Source organism: Microbacterium sp. PM5, assembly GCF_003293595.1.
GTDB lineage: Bacteria > Actinomycetota > Actinomycetes > Actinomycetales > Microbacteriaceae > Microbacterium.
In genome coordinates, this window is sequence record NZ_CP022162.1 from 394,320 (window position 1) to 414,262 (window position 19,943).

The window sequence follows — 19,943 nt, forward strand, 5'->3', positions numbered from 1 at the left end:
CGATCGGGACTTTAGGGTGTCGAGTGTGTGGAGAGCAGACGATGGCGCCGTGCGAGGCGTGGACGACGCCGACCACGGTCACGCGGTGAGCCCGGCGGACCTCGACCTGTCCGAGCCGGGTGTCGTCGTGACCCACGTCGCCGCCGGCGAGCGTGCGCGCCTGCGCGAGGAGTCGGGGTGGCTCGGCGGCAGGTCCACACTGCTGCACTACACCGACGCCGGCGACGCAGGCATCGACATCACGAAAGCCCATCCCGGCAGCCTGCCCCAGTTCATCACCGGGCGCTCGACGCTGCTGTCCAACCTCTTCCGCGACGAGGTCGCCCTGCGCACGGCACGGTTGGCGGCCGAGCGCATCGCCGCGAAGGACGTCGAGATGCGCACGACGCGCGGCCTCGACACGGTGCATCTGGCGGTCGGCATCGCCGGCTGGCGCATCGGCGGTGTCGCCTACGCCGCCCCGGTGCTGCTGCGCCCGCTCGCCATCCGCCGTCACCATTCCGATTTCGACCTCAAACTGCACGGCACCTTCACGATCAATCCCGAGCTCGTCGTCGCTGCCCGCACTCACTTCGGTCTCGTGATCGACGGACGCGCGCTCGCCGAGCTCGCCTACGACGGCGGCGTCTTCAAGCCGCAGCCGGTCATCGACCACCTGCGGGCGCTCACCGCGCACGTCGACACCTTCACGGTGCAGCCGCGACTGGTCGTGTCGACGTTCGCCGATGCCGCCTCGCCGATGAGCCGCGATGCGGAGAGCCTCGACCACCCGATCCTGAACGCTCTCGCTGGCCATGAATCCGACCGTGAGGACCTGTCGATCGTCCGGGCGGTGGCTGCGCCCGTCAGCTCCGACGAGCGCCCGCCCGCCGCCGACCGGCTTCTGCTCGATGCGGATGCCGAGCAGGAGGCGGTGCTCGCGCGCATCGCCGCCGGACAGTCCCTCGCCGTGCACACGCTGCCGGGCACCGGCGGCACGCAGACCGTGATCAACGCGGTCGGCGAGCTCGTGCGCGCCGGCAAGCGGGTGCTGGTCGTCAGCGCGCGCCGCTCCACCCTCGAAGGCGTCCGCCACCGCCTCGCCGGCATCGGACTGCCCGGACTCGCCGTCTCGCCGCGCCACCTGCACCGCGATCTCATCCGCGCGATCACGCGCAACGAGAAGGCGGAGCAGCCCAAGGTGGCCGACGTCGACGACGCTCTGGTGCGCCTGCGCACCGTGCTGCGTGACTATCGCGATTCGCTCACCCAGCGGCATCCGCGCGTCGAGGTCTCCCCGCTCGAAGCGCTCCGCACGCTGGCCACGATCGCATCGATGACGCCGCAGCCCTCCGCGGCAACCCGATTCGATATCGCCACGCTGCAGTCACTCGGCACCCGCCGTGCCGAGGCGGCGCAGGCCCTGGCAACGGCGGCCCGGCTCGGTGAGTTCCGCTTCGGCCCCGACGATTCGCCGTGGTACGGCGTGGCCTTCGCCTCTACTCAAGAGGCCCGCGACACCCACGCGCTCGCCGGTCGGCTGCACCGCACCGAGGTGCCCGCGATGCTCGAGCGCGGTTACGAGCTCATCGCGCAGACCCGCATGCGTCCGTTCTCGACCCTCGCCGAACTCGGTGCCTACGTTCAGTTGCTGCAGGGCATTCGGGCCTCGCTCGACCGCTTCAGCACCACCGTCTTCGAGCGCCCGCTGGCAGAGCTGATCCAGGCGCACGCCCCGCGCCGCGACGCCCCCGCGATGACATCGCCGCAGCGCCGGCGCCTGAAGAACCTGTCGCGCGAATACGTGCGCCCGGGGATGCACATCACCGACATGCACGAGTCGCTGCTGCGGGTGCAGCAGCAGCGCGCGCAGTGGCAGCAGCTGGTCGATCCGGGCGTCATGCCCGAGATCCCCCTGGGCCTGGACGACGTCGCCACGGCGTGGCAGCGTGTGGCCGCCGACCTGGGGGCGCTCGACCGGGCACTGGGGCGAACCGAACCGCTCGCGTCCCTGCCGATTCCGTACCTGCTGCGCACTCTCGCCGGGTTGGCGGCGACGTCCGACGTCTTCGACAACCTGGTCGAACGTGCCACCCTGCGCGGCGAGCTGGCCGACATGGGACTGGAAGAGCTGCTCACCGAGCTGTCCGTCCGCCACGTCCCCGAAGAGCACGTCGCCGCCGAGTTCGAGTTCGCGTGGTGGCAGTCCGCTCTCGAAGCGATGCTGCGCTCGGACCGGGCGCTGCTGGGTGCGAACACATCGGTCGTCGACCGGCTCGAACGCGATTACCGACTGGTCGATGAGGCGCACGCGGCCTCGGCGGGTCCGCTGCTGGCCGCGGAACTGGCGACGACGTGGAAGATCGCCGTCGTCGACGAGGCCGGCGAAGCTGCGACCCTGAAGCAGCTGCTGCGCAGCGGCGGAGCGTCTGCGACGGAGCTGGTCGCGGCCGCGCCGAAGCTCGTGCGCACGCTGGCCCCCGTGTGGCTCGCGTCGCCCTATGAAGTGCCCTCGATTCCCGAGTCGCCGCTGTTCGACGTGGTCATCGTCGCGGATGCCGCGGCGCTGTGCCTTGCCGAGGCGGCGCCCGCGCTGCGACGTGCGCGACAGGTGGTCGCCTTCGGCGACCCGGTGACGCAGCGGCCCACGCCGTTCCGCGTGGGCGCCGGCCATGCGACGGCGGAGGACGAGCCCGATGTGCCCTTCGACGGTGTCAGCGTGTTCGAGCGGCTCACCGAACTCGTTCCGGTCGAGACGCTGACCCGCAGCTATCGCGCGGGCGGTGAGGACCTCGCCGAGCTCGTCAACGGCGCGTTCTACGAAGGTCGACTCGTCTCTTACCCCTGGGCCGGCTCTTACCTCGGGCGCGGGAGCCTCAGCGTCGACTACGTCGAAGGCGGCACCGGCGCACCCGATCCGATCACCGGCGCCGTCGAGAGTCCGGATGCCGAGGTCGCCCGCGTCGTCACTCTCGTGGTCGAGCACGCGGTCAACCGTCCCACCGAGACCCTCATGGTCGTCACGGCATCCGTGCGACACGCCGAGCGCGTGCGCGCCGCCGTCGCCGCCGCGTTCGCGGGCCGATCCGACGTCGCCGAGTTCGTCGGCCGCGACACGGCCGAGCCGTTCGCGGTGCTCGGACTCGAGGAATCGGTGGCGGAGAGTCGCGACCGGGTCGTCTTCTCCCTCGGATTCGGGCTGACCAAGCACGGCCGGGTGCTGAGCGACTTCGGCGATCTGTCGGGTCCCGACGGAGAACGCCTCCTCACGGTCGGCATGACCCGCGCACGTCGCTCGATGGTCATCGTCTCGTCGATCCGTCCCTCGGCCTTCGACGAGGGACGCCTGGAGTCCGGTGCGGCGACGCTCATGTCGATCCTCGGCGGCATCGCCGCCCGCGCCCGTGAGTCCCGGCTCGAAGACCTCGCCGATCCGCTCACGCTGGCCCTCGCCGGTCACCTGCGGGCACTCGGCATCGCCGTGGACGTCAACTACCGGGGCATCCTTCCCCTGGTCGCGCAGCACCGCGGCAAGGCGGTCGTCGTGGAGAGCGACGCCGACAGCATGGGGGAGACCCTGCGTGAGAGCCTGCGACTGCGCCCCCAGGTGCTGCGCCGTCTCGGATGGCACTACGTGCGCGTGCACGCCTTCGACCTGTACAGCGACCCGGCCGGGGTCGCGGGACGGATCGCGGCCATCCTCGGCGCCTCGCCCGAGACGCCACGCGCCGACACCGTGACCGAACCGCTCGATCTGCGCTGATCCCCGTGGCAGACGAGAGCCGCCAGCGCGTCGAGCGCGTGCGCGGATCGCGCCGCGCGCGACTGACTCCCGCGCCGGGCACCGACCCCGCGCCCGAGGTCCCCGTCATCCGTGACGATGCCCCGCCCCTCACCGGGGACGGGGCATCGGGGCCGAACGATGACCGCCTGCGGCGGGACGTGCCGCCGCACTACTAGGTGTGTTTCGACTCGCTGCGCTCGCTCGACGACCGGAAGAGCGACGACGCGAAACGCGCTCAGCGCGGGGCGGAGTTCTTCTCCAGCAGGTCGCGGATCTGGATGAGCAGCTCCTGCTCGGTCGGCAGCTTCTCCTCTTTGTCTTCGGGGACGCCGGCCTTGGCGGCCTGACGCTCCTTCCACGCGTTCATCGGGAACACGAACACGAAGTAGACCACGATCGCCACCGCGAGGAAGCTGATGAGCGCGCTGACCAGGTCGCCGATCGGGAAGGTGACCGTTCCGCCCCAGACCGCGGGAACCGGGATGCCGGGAACACCGTTGTCGCCCGGCTTCCAGAACACCTCGATGAGCGGGGTGATGATGGACGCCACGATCGCGTTCACGACGGCGGTGAACGCGGCACCGATCACGACAGCGACCGCGAGGTCGATGACGTTGCCGCGCATGATGAAGTCTTTGAAGCCCTTGATCACGGTTCCTCCGATTCTCCGGCGTGCGCCGGTCACGACCCCGACGAAGCGGGCGAGGACTTCGCCTCGGACTTCGATGATGTCGAAGTCGATGCGCCGGCGCCAGCGCCCCCGCCGGAGGTGGACGAACGCGAGTCGGTGCGGTAGAAGCCGGAACCGTTGAAGGTGACCCCGACGGATCCGTACTGTTTGCGCAGCGCACCGCCGCACTCGGGACACTGCGTCAATGCGGCATCCGAGAAGGACTGCACGGCATCGAAGCGGTGTCCGCACTGCGTGCAGGCATAGGCGTAGGTGGGCATGGTCTCCTCCGGGAAGGGCTCAGCGTTGCGGCGACGCGAGGTCGACGGTGCGGGTGGGGGTCACGACACCGGTGACCGGCTGGTCGTGGAGGTCGCGGGGAACCTCGTCCAGCAGTTCGGTGTCGAAGACGACGGCATAGACGGGCGGGCAGTGCTGCATCGAACCGAGGGTCTTGTCGAAGTAGCCCCGTCCCCATCCCAGGCGCATGCCGGAACGGTCGACGGCAGCGGCGGGGATCACGAGCAGATCGACATCGTTGACGGCCAGCGGACTCAGCACGTCGCCGACCGGTTCGGGCATGCCGAACAGGCCCTCCGCAATGTCGGCGCCGGGCTCGGCGACCACCCAGTCCAGCAGTCCGTCGGCGCGGGTGATCGGCAGCAGCACCCGGATGCCGCGCGCGACGGCGTCGGCGACGAACTCGTGCGTGCCCGGCTCGGTCGGAGCAGAAAGGAAGCAGGAGATCGAGCGTGCGCCGGTGCGGGCGATCAGCGCGTCGAGCTGAGTCTTGACGCCGGCGGCGTCGGCGGAGCGCATCGCTTCGGAACGCTGCTGACGGCGCTCGCGGAGGTCGGCGCGCAGTGCGCGTTTCGCATCGTCGATGCCGTCGGTCATGGTCCGATTGTAGGCGGCGCACCGACATGCACGACCGCGACGGTCACGGGCGCGGTGGTGCGCGCCGGTAGGGTGTGGGTCATGTCAGCTCCTGCGATCAAGGCCGTCATTCCCGCTGCGGGTCTCGGCACGAGGTTCCTTCCCGCCACCAAGGCGATGCCGAAGGAGATGCTGCCCGTCGTCGACAAGCCGGCCATCCAGTACGTCGTCGAAGAGGCGGTGGCGGCGGGTATCGATGACGTGCTGATCATCCTGGGCCGCAACAAGAACAACATCTCGAACCACTTCGACTCCGTGCCCGAGCTCGAGTCGAACCTGCTCACCAAGGGCGCGCACGACAAGCTTCTCAGTGTGCAGCGCTCGACGGAGCTCGCCGACATCCACTTCGTCCGCCAGGGCGAGCCGAAGGGTCTCGGCCACGCCGTGCTGCGCGCCCGTCACCACGTCGGAGACGCGACCTTCGCGGTGATGCTCGGCGATGACCTGATCGACGAGCGCGACGAGCTGCTGTCGAAGATGCTGGCGGAGAACGCGGCGTCCGGCCTCACGGTCATCGCCCTCATGGAGGTCGACCCCGACCACATCCACCTCTACGGGGCCGCCGCCGTCGAGTCCACCGACGATCCCGATGTGGTCCGCGTCACGGGCCTCGTCGAGAAGCCGAAGAAGGAGGATGCCCCCTCCAACTACGCCGTCATCGGTCGGTACGTCCTCACACCGGGCGTGTTCGACATCCTCGAGCGCACCGAGCCGGGCAAGGGCGGCGAGATCCAGCTCACCGACGCCCTCCAGGAGCTGGCCGTGACCGACGGCGTGTTGGGCGTCGTGTTCCGCGGTCGCCGCTACGACACCGGCGATAGGGTGGACTACATCAAGGCCATCGTGCAGCTGGCCGCCGACCGCGACGATCTCGGTCCGGAGCTGCGGCCCTGGTTGAAGGACTTTGCGGAGAAGCTCTGACGCTGATCCTGAGCGGCCGAGGTGAGGGGTGCCGATGGAACTGACGGCTCCCCGTGAGCACGGTCCGATCGCGATCCGACTCATCAAGCAGCGCGACGCGCGCGTGCTGCAGTCGGAGTTGATGAGCAACCGTTCGTGGCTGCGGCCGTGGGAGGCGACCAGCCCCGACGGTCCCGTCTCGTTCGATATGCGCCTCGGCATCCGTCGCCTGCTGCAGCAGTACCGCGACGGTGGCGGCGTGCCTTTCGTGATGGAGTACGACGGCGAGCTCGCCGGACAGCTGAACGTCTGGGGAATCGCCCGCGGGTCGCTGTCGTCGGCGACGATCGGGTACTGGGTGAGCGAGCGGTTCGCCGGCCGGGGCATCACGCCGACCGCGGTCGCCCTGGCGACCGACGTGTGCTTCCGTGAGCTCGGGCTGCACCGCATGGAGATCTGCATCCGTCCGGAGAATCGGGCGAGTCTGCGGGTCGTCGAGAAGCTGGGCTTCCGTTACGAGGGGCTGCGGCGGCGATTCATCCATATCGCGGGCGATTGGCGCGACCACTACGCGTTCGCGCTGGTGCGCGAGGAGGTTCCCGAAGGCGTGCTGCAGCGGTGGTTGCAGGGTCGCGCGCCCGAGAGCGCGGCGACCGTGCCGCTCACCGACCGCCCCGCCGGCTGACCCGTCGCAGCGCGGCAGGAGGCCGCGAAACCTTCAGGTTCGACATGAAGGTCAGACACGCGGTCGGATGTCGCCCGATCGCGTCGCCTCGGCCCTACCGTGGGGGACATGGGTGGACAGGTTCTCGGCGGCGGCGTGGTCGTCCTCGTCGCCGTGGCGCTGTGGATGATCTACCTTCTGCCGTCGTGGCACGGCCGACACCAGTTCAATGCCGCTGAGCGCAACGCGGTGCGGTTGAATCAGGCGCTGCGTGTACTCGCCGAGACCAGTGAGACCCCGCAGGAAGTGCGGCTCGAGCTCAACGCGCGCACGGCGATGGCCCAGCAGCGACTGGCCCGTCAGGCCCAGACCGAGCGCGAGCAGGCCGAGCTCGCCCGCGTACGCGCCGAGCTCGAAGTCACCAAACTGCAGGCGCGCGCCGAGGCCGCGGCCGCCCGCGAGGCCGCCGCGCGTGCGGCCGCTCGCGAGCGCGCGCGTCCCGAGATCCGTCGTGCCCAGGCTCGTCGGCGGGCACGCCTCGTCGTCACTCTCGTCGCCGTCGCCGCTCTCGCGCTGGGCGCGTGGGGCGGCGTGCAGCTGGCCACGACCGGCGCGCAGCTGATGCTCTGGCTGGCCGGGGTGCTGTTCGTGGGCTGCGCCCTGCTGCTGCAGCGGATGTCGCGCGTGCAGCGTCGCCTGGTCGTCCGTGAGGCGGTCGCGCCGATCGAACGCGTCGCAGCCGACGTGCAGGATGTCGCTCTGGAAGCCGAGCGCAGCTCGTGGGTGCCGCGAGAGCTTCCGCGGCCGCTCACCGTGTCGGCCGGCTCACGTGCCGCCGCAGTGCTCGACGAGGCCGACGCGCGCGAAGCGCTGCGTCGCGGCGCCGTCGAGGAAGCGATGCGCGCGCGCGCCGAGCGTCAGCGTCCCGTCACGCTGCAGCCGCGGCCTGCAGCCCACGACGACGAGCTCGTCGGCGGAGCGGCCGCGGGCGACGCCGCCATCGAGGCCCATGTGCGCCGCCTGCTGGAACGCCGCGCCTCCGGTCAGTAGCACCGGCTGATGACACGACCGGTCGGCTCAGCCGACCAGGAGTCGTCCGCGGCCGATGACGACCTCGCGTCGCGGGGTGCGAACGAGGGCGTCCATGGCGTTCTCGGCATCCACGAGCACGATGTCGGCGCGGTCTCCTGCCTGCAGTCGATTCGTCGCCAGGCCGGCGAAGGAGGCGGAGGCGCCCGTCGCGATCTCGACGACACGGAGGAGGTCGTCGTCGCGCACGATGCTCGATGCGCGCGCGTACTGCCAGGCGATACCGAGGAGGTCTCCGGTGCCGTAGGGGCTCCACAGGTCACGGATGCCGTCGGTGCCGAACCCGAAGGCGACGCCGGCCCCGTCGAGCTCGTGCAACGGCAGCTGGGGGAGTCGGAGCGGGGCGACGGTCGTCATGGTGACTGCCAGACCGCCCATCCGTGCGAGCAGGTCACGGCGGCGGGAGGCATCGAGTTGGGCGACGGCGAAGCCGTGCGCGATGTTGACGCGGCCCTGCAGCGCCAACCGTTCGACGCGCTCGAGGATGAGTTCGATCTGGAAGGCCCCCAGCTCGGCGGGATCGTGCAGGTGGATGTCGATGCCCACGCCATGGTCGGCCGACAGGGCGAGCAGGGCGTCGATCTGCCCCACCGGGTCGCGGTCGATGGTGGCCGGGTCGAGCCCGCCGATGTACTCGACGCCCTCGCGCGCGGCGCGGTCGAGAAGCGCGAGCACGCCAGGACGGCGAAGGACACCGTCTTGCGGGAAGGCCACGATCTCGACGGCCAGCGCACCGTCGTAGGCGGCGACGGCCTCACGCACGGCCTCGATGCCGCGCAGCTCGAGCCCCAGATCGACGTCGACGTGCGTGCGGATCGCGGTGGTGCCGTGGCTCACGAGCTGCTCGAGGACGTTGCCGGTGATCTCTGTCGACGGCATCCCGATCTCGTCGCGGTGGGCCCGCTCGTGACGGATGCGGCCCTCGGTCGTCCCCTCACCGCCGTAGGACTGCCATGGCAGTCCCCACCACGACTTGTCGATGTGCGCGTGCGCGTTGACGAGACCGGGCAGGGCGAGCAGTCCGCGTCCATTGACGACGTTCCCGGCGGTGTCCACGGCGGTGTCGTCGGACGTCGGCGTGACCGCGCCGATCATCCCGCCGGCGATACGGAGATCGACCGCGTGGCTCGGGTGCGACCACAGCCGGACGTTGCGAACGACATCGATGTCAGCAGGGGTGGGGCTCATGCCTCCATCCTGCCGGTGCAAGCGGGGCCCGAGACGCGTGATAATGTTGAGGACGTAAGGGCCTATGGCGCAGTTGGTAGCGCGCCTCGTTCGCATCGAGGAGGTCAGGAGTTCGAATCTCCTTAGGTCCACCACAGAACGCTTACTCCAAACATTGACATCGTCAACGGAGGAGTTCGCGCCCGACATCACCGCCCGCTCCGCCCTTGTAGGCGGGCGGGCGTTGTCGTTCGCGGGGGTCGTGTCGGGGCTTACAGGCCAGAAATAGTGGATGGGTCGGGCGTGTCATGTACGTCCTGCCGAGCCGGTTCTGAGCCAGAGGCCTTCGGAGGCGTCGAGGTCCGGGTCGTAGAGGACCGGGGCGAGGTCGTCGGGGTGGTCTGCGTCGGCGTTGGGGGCGGTCGGTGCTGCGGGGCTGTGGGCGTATCGGCGGGCGTGGTCGATGGGGATCTCGTGCAGGAGCAGGAGCTATTCGATGGCGCGGCGTCGATGCTCGATGGGCATGCCTCGGTGGTGGCGCAGGAGGTGTCTGATCTGGGAATTGAGCCCTTCCAGGCGTGAGGTGGTGCGTGGGGCTGTGTGGCGGACGAAGGTGAAGACGTGTCCGTTCTCGGCGACGCGGTGAAGGATCGCCCAGGCTTTGCGGAGCGGTCTGTGGGTGTAGCCGAAGTGGCCGTTGTCGTAGAGGGTGCGCTCGCGTAGAAGGTGCCCGTGGGTCATGTGACAAATCAAGCTGAAGTGTATGGGCGGGCGCAGGTACGCGAAGCTGCCCGCATCTTCGACGACGCACGAGTGTTTGACGACGCGCGCGTTCTCGGCCGTGCGCTCATATACGAGAATGCTTGGGTCTACGGCGAGTCTCGGGTCCACGGGCTGGCTCTTGGCGGCACGACCCGCTTCGCTGGCGCTGGCATCACACCTCACAAAGAGACAGCCCGCACCATCGCGGTACGAAAAAGCCCCGACGAGCGATCGTCGTAGAGCCACTCGTCACCGGATGTGCGGGCTCTTTCATGCCCGAACGCCGTTTGTGCTTGCAACTCCAGACCAAGTCGTTCATAACTAAGGCCGGTAGACGCTGGGGGTATGACACCGTCCGCCTTCAGGTCGCCGCCGCGCGCTCGCTTTGCTCGTGAGCTCGTGGCGGCTCCCTGAATCGGATGAGGGGGTCCCGCTTGCTCTCGGAATGGAGCTGAGAGGAACTATCTACGGAAGATGACTTTGAAACGCGCGATGGTTTCCTGCGCGAACACCGAGCGCCAGACCTGACCGCCGAAGTGGAAGACGACGGATTCGAGTTCCCACAAGGGTTGGTGTTCCCTACCGCGATTTCGCAGCACTGGTGAAGATGTCGCTCATCGAGGAGGAGTCGATCTTGAACCTCATCAGGATTGCGATCCGAGAGATGATCGATGATCGGTTCAGCCAACCGGACTATCAGGAGCGGATACGCACAGCTATCGCACGGCTTCACGACGCGGATCGTCCGAATCCGCGCACTGACAACTAGCCCGCACCATCGCGGTACGAAAGAGCCCCGACGAGTTCATCGTCGTAGAGCCACTCGTCACCGGATGTGCGGGCTCTTTCATGCCCGAACGTCGTTTGTGGCTTGCAATTCTTCGTCGAACCGTTCATAACCAGAGCCAGTCGGCGGCGTCTTGATGAACGGCGTCGTCGGCGATACGGGAGTCATCGTGTGCTCGGCGCTGTTCTAGCTTGGGCGCGGGGTGTCGTCCGTGAGCTCGACCATCGCCGGTGGCGGGAGTGACCTCGCGAGAATCTAGGTGAGCGCCAGCTTCAGATGCTGTCCGTGACCGCTGCGATTCAGCCTCGATGCGTCACAAGCGACCACTACAGTCGGGCGTAGTCGCTGGGGTGAGGTTGCGGCACAAGCCGGTATCCGGGCAACTGTCTGGGCGGTGCGACCGGGAAATGATAGAATATATGTACGAGTTCGATGAGGAAACTCGCTAGAGCTCTTTTGGGGGATTGAGCATGACAGAGACAGAAGAAAGTAGTACCGACTCGAAGCGTTACCCGCTTCTGCTGGACGAGCCAACTGAAGTTGACCTGCTTTCTTTTGATGCTGTCGCGTCGACTGTGGTGGACGCAGTCCTCGATCCTCGCCTCGACCCAATCGCCCTTGGGCTCTCGGGTAGCTGGGGGAGTGGCAAGACTTCGGTACTTCGTCTCATCGGACGCCAATTGCGCGAGTCCGAAGGGCAGTCGGCGTCTCGTATCGTGATCGAAACCGACCCCTGGCGCTACGACCCGCAGCTCGGCATAAAGGAATCGCTCATCGGCGAAATCCTCGCGGGGATCGAGGCGGCCTTGCCAGAGGACGGGCTCGGCCAAAAGTCAAAGTCGCTTCTCAGGCGACTCGTCAAGCGCGTCGACTGGACAAAGGCGATGAAGCTTGCAGCCACGTCGGCGATCACGGTCACCCTCCCATCGGTGCAGAGCGTGCTCGATCTCGTGAAGCCGAAGAGCGACGTCGAGGGCGAGGAGCAACCAGAGCCGATCACCGACATGGTGCAGTTCCGAGCCGAGTTTGAGAAGCTGCTAGAGTCCGAGGGTCTCTCCTTGATCGAGAACGTCGTTGTGCTCGTCGATGACCTCGACCGGTGTCTCCCGGAGACCGTGGTCGAGACGCTCGAGACGATTCGCCTCTTCCTGTCGGTACCGAAGATGTCGTTCGTCATCGCCGCCGACGAAGAACGTGTCGCGGAAGCGATCGCGACCCGGTTCTCCGACGACGGCGAGATCGGTGAGGAGTCTCCTGCTCGGCTGTATCTCCACAAGATCGTGCAGACGTCGGTACCCGTTCCTGCGCTCAGTGATTTCGACACTGAGGCGTATCTCGTGCTGCTTCAGATTCGCTCGCTCGTGCCCGACGACGATGACTACAACGTCATTGTCGCGGAGGTTGCCGAAGCACGTCGCGCGGCGGCAATGCTGGAGTCCGTCAAGTCCCTGCAACGGGCAGACTTCGCCGAGCAGCGCAACAACGCCGCGCGCATTCGCCCCATCGTCCACGAGAAGACCCGCGGTAATCCTCGACGAATCAAGCGGTTCCTGAACGACCTGTCCGTGCGCCTTTCGATCGCTGCCAAGCGCGGCATCTCGCTGGACGAGGCCATGATCGCCAAGCTCATGGTGCTTGAGCAGTACTTCCCCGACGACTTCAAGACTCTGACGGACTGGCTTCGGCAGCGCACGCTGCGCACGAACCTCGAAGCTCTCGAGACGTTTGCGGGTACTCCGCAGGCCACGGATGGGACTGACGACACGACAGGTGACACTCCCAAGTCCGCCGATGATCAGCTGGATGCAGACGTTTCGGGCGAGACACCCGCAGAGGGCAACGAGAAGGCAGGTGGCAAGGTCGCGGAGGCTGAGCGGCCCGCACCGACCGAAGCGAAGCTTCAGTTCAGCGAAGGATTGGTTCGGTGGGCGCGCCTCTCGCCCGCCCTCGCGAGGAAGGACATCGCGCCGTATCTCGTCTTCGCGGCAAGCTTCAAGAGCGTCTTCCTGGAGTCGGATGCGCTTCCTGAGTCGATCCGCGATATGGCTACGCAGCTCCTTTCTCGCTCGCCTGGTGAGGCGCGCCGCGTGAGCGACGACATGCTTCGGCAACTCGAACAATCGAACGCAACGCGTCTCGTGTCCTACATCGGTGGTGTCATCGTGGACGAACCAGCGCGGCAGGCTCAGGGGATCATTGCCATGCTGCGTACCTCGCGCGTGCAGGCTGGTGCTGTCGACTCGGTGGTGAACGCGCTCAAGCGAATCAAGCCCGCCGAGCTCAAGGTCTCGGCGCTCACGACACTGCAGGCCACTGACGCACCGGTGATTCTCAACCAGTTCGAAGCCATGGTCACGGCTAGTGGCAAAGACGAACTTGTTGGGGCATTCGGTGCCGTCAAGGAAGGCATCTAGCCGTGGGGACCAGCTCGTCTTATAAGGGTTCGACGAGCAAGGTGTCGAGTGCCCTTCGCGACGGCGTCAATTCCTGGTCGCAGTCGCAGACTGACGGATCTAAGACGCCGGTTCCTCGGAGTGTGATTGCGCAGACGCTCAATATCCCAGTGTTCCCACGTTCGAGCGGCGGTTCCGGCGGAGGCGGCGGGGGAGCCGGTTCGGGAGGTGGCGGAGGCCGTCAAGGTGGCGGATCCAAGAAGCAGAGCTCGCCGCGCCGCGACGCCCGCGCGTACGCCTCGACCGCAAGTCGCGCTGCTGGGCTCGCAAGGGCGTTCCGCGAGGGTGATCGTGAGACACTTGCCAAGGCGGGACTCGACTTCGATCGTCTCTCCGGCCTCCCGTCTCGTTCCGAATTGGTGCGCGCGCTTCTCGATGTCGTCTGCGACGCCGACATGGGGAGCGACATCCCCGCAGAAGAACAGCGCGATATCGCTGCTCATCTCCTGGACTGGATGTTTGATACGACTGAGAATCCGACGTTGCCGGACGCGGTCGCGACCGCGGAACATGCCATCGGCCTGATCGTGGCCGAGATCTTTCTCTCTGAGGCCGGCGAGTTTCACTCCACCGACGCCGTATCCCGCGAAGACTTCATCAGCGGTGTGTACGAGACAAGCCAGCAGCTCGCGGCCGGATCGAACCTGGCTCAGTCCGGCGCGAGCCAGAAGGACATCGACAACGCCATTCAGCGCGGGCTGAAGTGGCTGCGACGCGCCCACCGCGGGGGTGATGCGTAGTCATGTTCGAGTTCCGACTTTCCGTCCTTCCGCCCACCGACCCGCTGCCGACCGACGCGGACACCACCTTTTTCTGGCACAGCAAACAGAGCATGCCATACTTCCATGCCAACGTCGGACCGCGGCTTGCTGAGTACGGGCTAGTGAAGAACCGCAACGTCGACTTCGTGCGCATCGCCGCCGCAGTGCTGGCCGCCGACCGCTCAGCCAGTCGCTCGGGCAGTCTGTCCCGATGGAACCAGCGAGATATCTCACTCACAATCGACGTACTTGCGGCTAGCCCATGGAACGGAGTCAAGAGTGATCTCGAACGGCTGCTTGGCTTCCTGACCGGCGACGCCTGGTCGCTCACCTTCCGACGCGAAATCGGGGCACCGGAGCAGCTCGGAAACGCCGTCATCGGAGCGAAGCGTGCGGTGCTCCTGAGCGGCGGCGCGGACTCGGCAACGGGAGCGCTGCTTTCCGCACTCGAGCTCGCGGGACGCGGTGAGAAGCAAGTGCTGGTGTCGAGTTGGGCGTCAACAAATCTGCGTCCCCTTCAAACACGGGTGGCCGATGAGATCGAGCGCGCGGCTAAGGGTTCAACCGCGGACCACATCAAGGTGCGGATCGCGCGTGGGCGGCATGCGCCGAGCGGAGCGGCCTACGGCAAGGAGGATTCGACGCGGTCCCGTTCGCTCCTCTTCATCGCGCTCGGGCTGGCTGTCGCGTCAGTCGAGGACCTACCGCTGTGGCTTCCGGAGAACGGCTATGCGTCGATCAACCCGCCGCTCTCGAAGAGTCGCCGCGGGAGCCTGTCAACCAAGACCACTCACCCAAAGTTCATCGCAGATCTCAAGCGAGTCCTCGAAGCGGTCGGTGCACATCATGATGTCGTCAATCCCTACGCCGCCGCGACGAAGGGAGAGATGTTCTCGCTCGTGAGTGATGCGATCGGCAGCGCGACGGCTTCTGCGTTCTTGTCGTCTACGTCTTCCTGCTCGCACACGGGCGCCCGGTCTTACGGCATTGGCCCAGATGTGGCCTGTGGCGTCTGCTTCGGGTGCGTGCTTCGGAAAGCCTCATTCGCGGCGAGCGGGCTGAACGACGGCACTCACTACCTCACGCCGGCGAATGACAAGCAGCGCAACTGGCTCGAAGTCAAGACGGTCGTGCCGGCGATGCGTGACTTTCTCGCCTCGCCGTTCGGAGAGTCTGACCTATCCCGCCTGCAGATACCAGCGGACATCCCGCTCGCCGATGTCGCGAGGCTAGTCCAACGCGGTCGTGAGGAACTCGGACGCCTAGCTCTATGAGGACTCCACCACCGCTAGACACGCATGCGCACCTCGCCACAGATATCGATCCGGCTGCAGTGCGGAGTCTTGGCGCGTTCATCTTGGCGATGACCCGCTCCACTGACGAGTTCGCGGCGGTACGGTCGCGAAACGACTCGCGGGCAAGCTGGGGCGTCGGTGTGCACCCCGGGCTTGTGCGGAACATAAAAGGGTTTGATGCCGGTGCGTTCCGCACCGCGGTTGAATCATCTGCGTTTGTCGGGGAGGTCGGCCTCGACGGTGCGAGTCGTGTACCGCTGGCTGATCAGGTGCGGGTGTTCCGCGCAGTTCTCGCGGAACTCCAACGACAGCCACGCGTAGTGAGCGTGCACAGTTCGGGTGCCCACTTCCAGGTACTACGGGAACTGCACCGCACACCGGTCGGGGGCGTGATTCTGCATTGGTGGACCGGCTCGGCGGAGCTCACAGAGGAGGCGGTCCGACTCGGCTGCTATTTCTCGCTACCCCCGGCCATGATGTCGTCGATCGAGATTCTCGAACTCATTCCGCTTGAGCGGATGCTGCCCGAGACTGATCACCCTTACGGTGACCGCCGAACGGCTGGTGTGAAACAACCCGGGGGAGTAGCTGAGGTGGAGCGCCGCATCGCGAAGCTGCACAGCCTTGAACTACGAGAGGTGCGCGTTCAGCTCTGGCGGAACTTCCGAACGCTCGTCGACGGAGCTGGGGGACAAGAACGGTTCGGGGTCGCGTGGCGGGGGACGTTTGAACAACTGCCCTGAATGACACACGACTCGCGGCTTAAGGGCCTACGGACCCCAGATTGAAGCTTTTGTCGTGCTCTCGTGGCGTCCCGAGCTCCGTCCTCCACAGGATTCGGTCGCGCACGTAGTGATAGTTGAGGGCTGGCACGGAGAGATTTGGGGTCGAGAAGCCGCCGAACGGTCCGCTGGTGTGTTTTGGGCGCTGACGCTCTTGCTCGGCGCGCTGTTCGGCTTCCCAGATCGCCCTGGACTTTGGCATCTCAAGGAGCACCGTCTGGCCGCCCTCAATGACATCCAGGCTCGCTTCCTCAACCTCGTCACCCACCGTGATCTGAATCCATACCTTATGTGCTGTTTGCTTACCTTCATTGCGCACGGCGTAGAGGCCCGGGGACTTCCAGTCACAATCCCAAGTCACGTCGTGCTGCTCGGTGGCACGCACCTCGCTCGCGCGCGCAATCTCATTTGCTTCCCGCGCGATACTGTTCGCCTCGGTCGACAGCGTGTTGGCTCTCGTCGCTATCGAGTTGGCGTCCTTTGCGATGAGGTTCGCTCCAGCCGCCGCTTCTTTCGCCTTGTTCGCGTGGTGCAACCCGATCAGTCCGACGACGAAGCCGGTTACGCCGAATAGTCCCGCGATGACGACGCCAACAACCGTTGCGACTGCCATGACATCATCTGGGCTCATTCGAACATCCGGGACTCGGCGTAGGTCAGGTCGCGGCGGTGACCCTTGGGACACACCCACTCGTCGAACGAGTACGGGATCATCGTCAGACGCTCGTTCTTGGGCAGCGGCGTCCAACGCTCTCGGGGCTTGACGGAGAGCTCCATCGTCTCGCCGCATTGTGTGCAGTCCACCGTGATCATGTCTCGTCCTCTCCTGCTCACAAGGCTAGCCAGCCGGTCCGACACCAACAGGAGAATCAGCCGTCGACTACTACGCCGGTGATCTTGCTGTCGTAGTCGATATCCATCGAAATGAAGCTGCCGTGAAAGAACAGCCCCGACTTGCGAGGCTTCGTGGTGCCATCGGGTGGCAATGTCACGGCCTGTCGGTACCCGAGCGGCCTTCCACCGATGACGTGTTCAGGAAGCCGACCAATGGCTAGCGTCGGATACGGCGCGACGCCGTCCGGCAGGTCCGCGCCAAAGTGTCGTATTGCGCGCGCGTGAAACACAGCGGCGTAGACGTTTGCGATCATCCAGGCCTCCGCGAGTACGACGGGGACATCGACGCGTAGCGAGATAGCCTCGACGCCTTGCTTTGGTTTCATATGTGGGCGGCTGAGGTATGTAAGCATCGGTCGATCGAAGATCGGGACCGACTTGCCTTCCCCGAACGCGCTCACCGGTACCTGGCCGAGGTCATTTGGCGGCGTCTTAATGAACTCGATCCGGACGTCACCCCGGGCGCTTACGGCGAGGCCGTGCTTCACCTTGTTGTGCGCGGCATTGACGGATAGCTCGTCGCCCGTCAGGAGCGCGCTGGCATGGTTCAGCCACGCGATGGCGGTATCCGCGGCGGCAGCTGCCATGTCGTCGACGCGCGTGCCGGGTGTGAATAGGCAGCGCAGGAATAGGTCGTCCTCGCCGTTCAGGGCAGTCATGGTCTTCTCGACCACCTCGATGAGTGGCGTCGGGCTGTCCGCGATGGCCAACCATGTGCTCGAGGCGTCGCCTGCCTTTGGCTTCGCCGCCGCCACAGCGTGAAGAAATCGAAGGAGGGCTTCGGCAGCCTGATGGCGCAGGCTGAGGGCTTCGACGGCAACCTGCAGACGCCGATCCTGCTCGTCGAACGACAGCAGTCCGTCAGTTTTCGTCAGTCCGAGCGCTTCGAAGAACGCCGGCTCCGAGGTCGGGGTCGGGGAGTCAGTGGTTCGCTCTGCTGCGAGGAGCGCCGAGATGCGCGAAGCGAAGTAGGCGGCGGGGTGGGAGAGGAAGAACTCATCGTCGAGTGCCTTTGCATGGCTCTCGCTCAGATGAACGCTGTCTGCGCGCAGATGGAGGTGCATCCTGGATCCCTTCGAAGTCTGCTCTCTATTCTTGTCGCGCCCTCCGACACATCCTTTGAATCGCTCGCGCTTGCGTCAGCCCACATCGCGTCCAATTACGGTCGTGCGACTTAGACAGAGAGCTGGCATGTCTGGCGTGCCTCAACTCAGTGCCTTCGCGATGGTGTGTGGGCTGAAGCCGAGCGTGCGGGCGATGCTATGTGGGGTCTCGCCTGCTTGAGCCGCTTCGCGGGCGAGTTCGATGTCGCGGTCGGTCATTCTTCTGACTGTGGCGAAGCCCGCATTGGTGATGTACTTGCCCGCGGTCTGTCGTGTGATCCTCAGCGCTTTCGCTGCGGCGGTGACGCTCCGATTCTCGATGTAGTGAGCGATCAGCGTCTCCACCTCTTCGGGTCGAAGCCGTCGCGCTGTTCGCGGCTTGGTTGCCGCAACGGTGGGGCGGCTTGCGTGCCCGGCTTTCGCCAGGAGCTCAGCGGGACGGAGCGTGGCGGGGGATTGTTTGGAGTAGACGTGCAGTAGGTCCACCACAGACGGCGTCTCTCCCGCAGGAGAGGCGCCGTTCCTCGTTGGTGGTCGCGTGCGGCTCTCAGAAGTCGAACCCCGCCGCGCCGGTGGTCAGGATCCGGGTGCCCTCGCCGATGACGCGGATCAGAATGAAGATTCCGGTGCCGGCGGCGATGAGGCCGACTGCTCCCACCCACCAGGGGCCGGACTGGCTGAACAGTAACACCCGTGAAACACCTCGACGCGATTCACGAAATGTAAAAGCTTTACGTTTGGGGCGTCCCGCGAACGAGATGGAGGTCTCACAGTGACGAACCCGACTCCGCGCGCCGCATCCGATATGGCGCACAGCTCCTCCCGCTCCACACGCTCCGCCCGCTTCACCCGTCGTACTCGCCTCACCACCGCCCTGGCAGCCGCGGTCACCGCAGCCGTCCTGCTCTCCGGCTGCGCGAGCACGCCGGCGGCATCCACCAGCTCCGCCGGAACCGCCGACTTCGGCACCGGCGGGGTCGCCCTCAGCTGGATCAAGAACTACGAGTTCGCCGGCTACTACTACGCCGACAAGAACGGCGACTACACCAAGAACGGCTTCTCGTCGGTCGACATCATCGCCGGCGGCGGCACCACGAACCCGTGGGACACCGTGCTGGCAGGCAACGCCACCATCGGGCTCGCCTCCGACCTCACCGGCATCACCGGCGCCATCCAGGGGGGTGCGCCGCTGAAGATCATCGGCGCCCAGTTCGTGAAGAGCCCGGTCGGTTTCGTGTCGCTCAAAGCCAACCCCATCGCCTCGGTCGCGGACCTCAAGGGCAAGAAGATCGGCGTCGACGCGGGTGGCAAGCTCGCGGTCGAGGCGGTGCTGGCGGCCAACAAGCTGCCCGCCGACACGGTGACCTTCGTCTCGGTTCCCAACGGCATCGATCCGCTCATGAAGGGCGATGTCGACGCCCTCGTCGGCTTCCTGACGAACTACCCGATCGCGGTGAAGCAGGCCGGCGGCGACGTCGTCACCCTCAGCTTCAGCGACGCCGGCTACGCCCAGTTCGGCGACGCCGTCGTCGTGAGCGATGACATGCTCACCAACCACCGCGACGAGGTCAAGGCGATGATGAAGTCCGTCATCGAAGGCTGGAATGCCGCCCTCGCCGCCGGTCCTCAGGGCATCGCTGACATCGCGATGGAGTACGGCGGAAAGGACAACGACCTCGACGCCACACTCCAGCTGTCCAGTGCGACCGTGCTGCCGAGCTTCATGCTGACCAGCGACACCGTCAAGAACGGCATCTTCACGCTGACACCCGATCTGGTGACGCAGGCCGTCACCTCCCTCGGCGCCGCCGGCATCACCGCCGACGCGTCGCAGTTCGACACATCGCTGCTGAGCGAGCTGTACGCCGAGAACCCGGATCTGATCCCGGGCTTCAGCGTCCCCGCCGCCCCGTAGCG

Annotated in this window: 20 protein-coding genes and 1 tRNA gene; 11 read left to right on the plus strand and 10 right to left on the minus strand. The window is 66.4% G+C overall.

Annotation, left to right across the window (positions count from 1 at the left end):
* The first annotated feature begins 49 nt into the window (after positions 1-49).
* Both CEP17_RS01905 and CEP17_RS01910 read left to right on the plus strand, forming a co-directional pair.
* Entirely contained in the window at positions 50-3,742 is a 3,693-nt protein-coding gene (locus CEP17_RS01905; RefSeq protein WP_239498566.1) for an AAA family ATPase, read from the plus strand.
* Positions 3,743-3,747: 5 nt separating this feature from the next.
* Positions 3,748-3,939, plus strand: a complete 192-nt coding sequence (locus CEP17_RS01910; protein ID WP_112931059.1) for a hypothetical protein — start codon at positions 3,748-3,750, stop codon at positions 3,937-3,939.
* A 59-nt stretch (positions 3,940-3,998) separates the two neighbouring features.
* Here the strand turns inward: CEP17_RS01910 and mscL are convergent, their stop codons facing one another.
* From mscL to CEP17_RS01930, 3 genes are read right to left on the minus strand one after another with little or no spacing between them, the layout of a single operon-like run.
* On the minus strand, positions 3,999-4,415 hold the full coding sequence (mscL, locus tag CEP17_RS01920) for a large conductance mechanosensitive channel protein MscL (protein WP_112931060.1): 417 nt from the start codon (positions 4,413-4,415) through the stop codon (positions 3,999-4,001).
* A gap of 29 nt (positions 4,416-4,444) precedes the next feature.
* Positions 4,445-4,714, minus strand: coding sequence for an FmdB family zinc ribbon protein (locus CEP17_RS01925; RefSeq protein WP_039412030.1), 270 nt, complete (start codon positions 4,712-4,714; stop codon positions 4,445-4,447).
* A 19-nt stretch (positions 4,715-4,733) separates the two neighbouring features.
* The gene (locus tag CEP17_RS01930) at positions 4,734-5,330 is read right to left on the minus strand and encodes a 5-formyltetrahydrofolate cyclo-ligase (protein WP_112931061.1); all 597 of its coding nucleotides are present in this window, start codon (positions 5,328-5,330) and stop codon (positions 4,734-4,736) included.
* Between the two features lie 81 nt (positions 5,331-5,411).
* On the opposite strand from CEP17_RS01930, the gene galU reads away from it, so the two are divergent.
* The 3 genes from galU to CEP17_RS01945 all read left to right on the plus strand — a co-directional run bounded on the left by galU (position 5,412) and on the right by CEP17_RS01945 (position 7,983).
* On the plus strand, positions 5,412-6,290 hold the full coding sequence (gene galU / locus CEP17_RS01935) for a UTP--glucose-1-phosphate uridylyltransferase GalU (protein ID WP_112931062.1): 879 nt from the start codon (positions 5,412-5,414) through the stop codon (positions 6,288-6,290).
* 34 nt (positions 6,291-6,324) lie between these two features.
* A complete protein-coding gene (locus CEP17_RS01940; protein ID WP_036316303.1) occupies positions 6,325-6,954 on the plus strand; it encodes a GNAT family protein in 630 nt (209 codons plus the stop codon).
* Between the two features lie 108 nt (positions 6,955-7,062).
* On the plus strand, positions 7,063-7,983 hold the full coding sequence (locus CEP17_RS01945) for a large exoprotein (protein ID WP_112931063.1): 921 nt from the start codon (positions 7,063-7,065) through the stop codon (positions 7,981-7,983).
* Positions 7,984-8,010: 27 nt separating this feature from the next.
* Here CEP17_RS01945 and CEP17_RS01950 read toward each other — a convergent pair whose 3' ends face one another.
* Positions 8,011-9,210, minus strand: coding sequence for an amidohydrolase family protein (locus CEP17_RS01950; RefSeq protein ID WP_112931064.1), 1,200 nt, complete (start codon positions 9,208-9,210; stop codon positions 8,011-8,013).
* A gap of 58 nt (positions 9,211-9,268) precedes the next feature.
* Here CEP17_RS01950 and CEP17_RS01955 point away from each other — a divergent pair.
* A tRNA-Ala gene (locus tag CEP17_RS01955) sits at positions 9,269-9,344 on the plus strand.
* Between the two features lie 334 nt (positions 9,345-9,678).
* Here the strand turns inward: CEP17_RS01955 and CEP17_RS15050 are convergent.
* Positions 9,679-9,930, minus strand: a complete 252-nt coding sequence (locus CEP17_RS15050; RefSeq protein ID WP_162722390.1) for a hypothetical protein — start codon at positions 9,928-9,930, stop codon at positions 9,679-9,681.
* A gap of 1,278 nt (positions 9,931-11,208) precedes the next feature.
* Here CEP17_RS15050 and CEP17_RS01965 point away from each other — a divergent pair.
* The 4 genes from CEP17_RS01965 (at position 11,209) to CEP17_RS01980 (ending at position 15,990) form a co-directional block, all read left to right on the plus strand.
* Positions 11,209-13,152 carry a P-loop NTPase fold protein gene (locus tag CEP17_RS01965; RefSeq protein ID WP_112931066.1) on the plus strand — a complete coding sequence of 648 codons (1,944 nt, stop codon included), beginning with the start codon at positions 11,209-11,211 and terminating at the stop codon, positions 13,150-13,152.
* A gap of 122 nt (positions 13,153-13,274) precedes the next feature.
* A complete protein-coding gene (locus CEP17_RS15160) occupies positions 13,275-13,931 on the plus strand; it encodes a hypothetical protein (RefSeq protein WP_204359850.1) in 657 nt (218 codons plus the stop codon).
* A gap of 2 nt (positions 13,932-13,933) precedes the next feature.
* Positions 13,934-15,226: a hypothetical protein gene (locus CEP17_RS01975; protein ID WP_112931067.1), complete on the plus strand. Its 1,293-nt coding sequence runs from the start codon at positions 13,934-13,936 to the stop codon at positions 15,224-15,226.
* Complete coding sequence (locus CEP17_RS01980; protein WP_112931068.1) at positions 15,223-15,990, plus strand: TatD family hydrolase; 768 nt, start codon at positions 15,223-15,225, stop codon at positions 15,988-15,990. The genes CEP17_RS01975 and CEP17_RS01980 overlap by 4 nt, the downstream gene beginning before the upstream one ends.
* 19 nt (positions 15,991-16,009) lie before the next feature.
* Here the strand turns inward: CEP17_RS01980 and CEP17_RS01985 are convergent, their stop codons facing one another.
* From CEP17_RS01985 to CEP17_RS15055, 5 genes are all read right to left on the minus strand, one after another.
* Positions 16,010-16,660: a hypothetical protein gene (locus CEP17_RS01985; RefSeq protein ID WP_112931069.1), complete on the minus strand. Its 651-nt coding sequence runs from the start codon at positions 16,658-16,660 to the stop codon at positions 16,010-16,012.
* Positions 16,657-16,842, minus strand: coding sequence for a hypothetical protein (locus CEP17_RS01990; protein WP_112931070.1), 186 nt, complete (start codon positions 16,840-16,842; stop codon positions 16,657-16,659). Before CEP17_RS01990 ends, CEP17_RS01985 begins: the two co-directional genes overlap by 4 nt.
* A gap of 56 nt (positions 16,843-16,898) precedes the next feature.
* Complete coding sequence (locus CEP17_RS01995) at positions 16,899-17,987, minus strand: hypothetical protein (protein WP_112931071.1); 1,089 nt, start codon at positions 17,985-17,987, stop codon at positions 16,899-16,901.
* A gap of 141 nt (positions 17,988-18,128) precedes the next feature.
* Complete coding sequence (locus CEP17_RS02000) at positions 18,129-18,371, minus strand: hypothetical protein (RefSeq protein WP_112931072.1); 243 nt, start codon at positions 18,369-18,371, stop codon at positions 18,129-18,131.
* 202 nt (positions 18,372-18,573) lie between these two features.
* Positions 18,574-18,717 (minus strand): hypothetical protein, encoded by a 144-nt coding sequence (locus CEP17_RS15055; RefSeq protein WP_162722391.1) that lies wholly within the window; start codon positions 18,715-18,717, stop codon positions 18,574-18,576.
* Between the two features lie 81 nt (positions 18,718-18,798).
* Here CEP17_RS15055 and CEP17_RS02005 point away from each other — a divergent pair, with 81 nt between their 5' ends.
* The gene (locus CEP17_RS02005) at positions 18,799-19,941 is read left to right on the plus strand and encodes an ABC transporter substrate-binding protein (RefSeq protein WP_162722392.1); all 1,143 of its coding nucleotides are present in this window, start codon (positions 18,799-18,801) and stop codon (positions 19,939-19,941) included.
* Positions 19,942-19,943 lie beyond the last annotated feature (2 nt).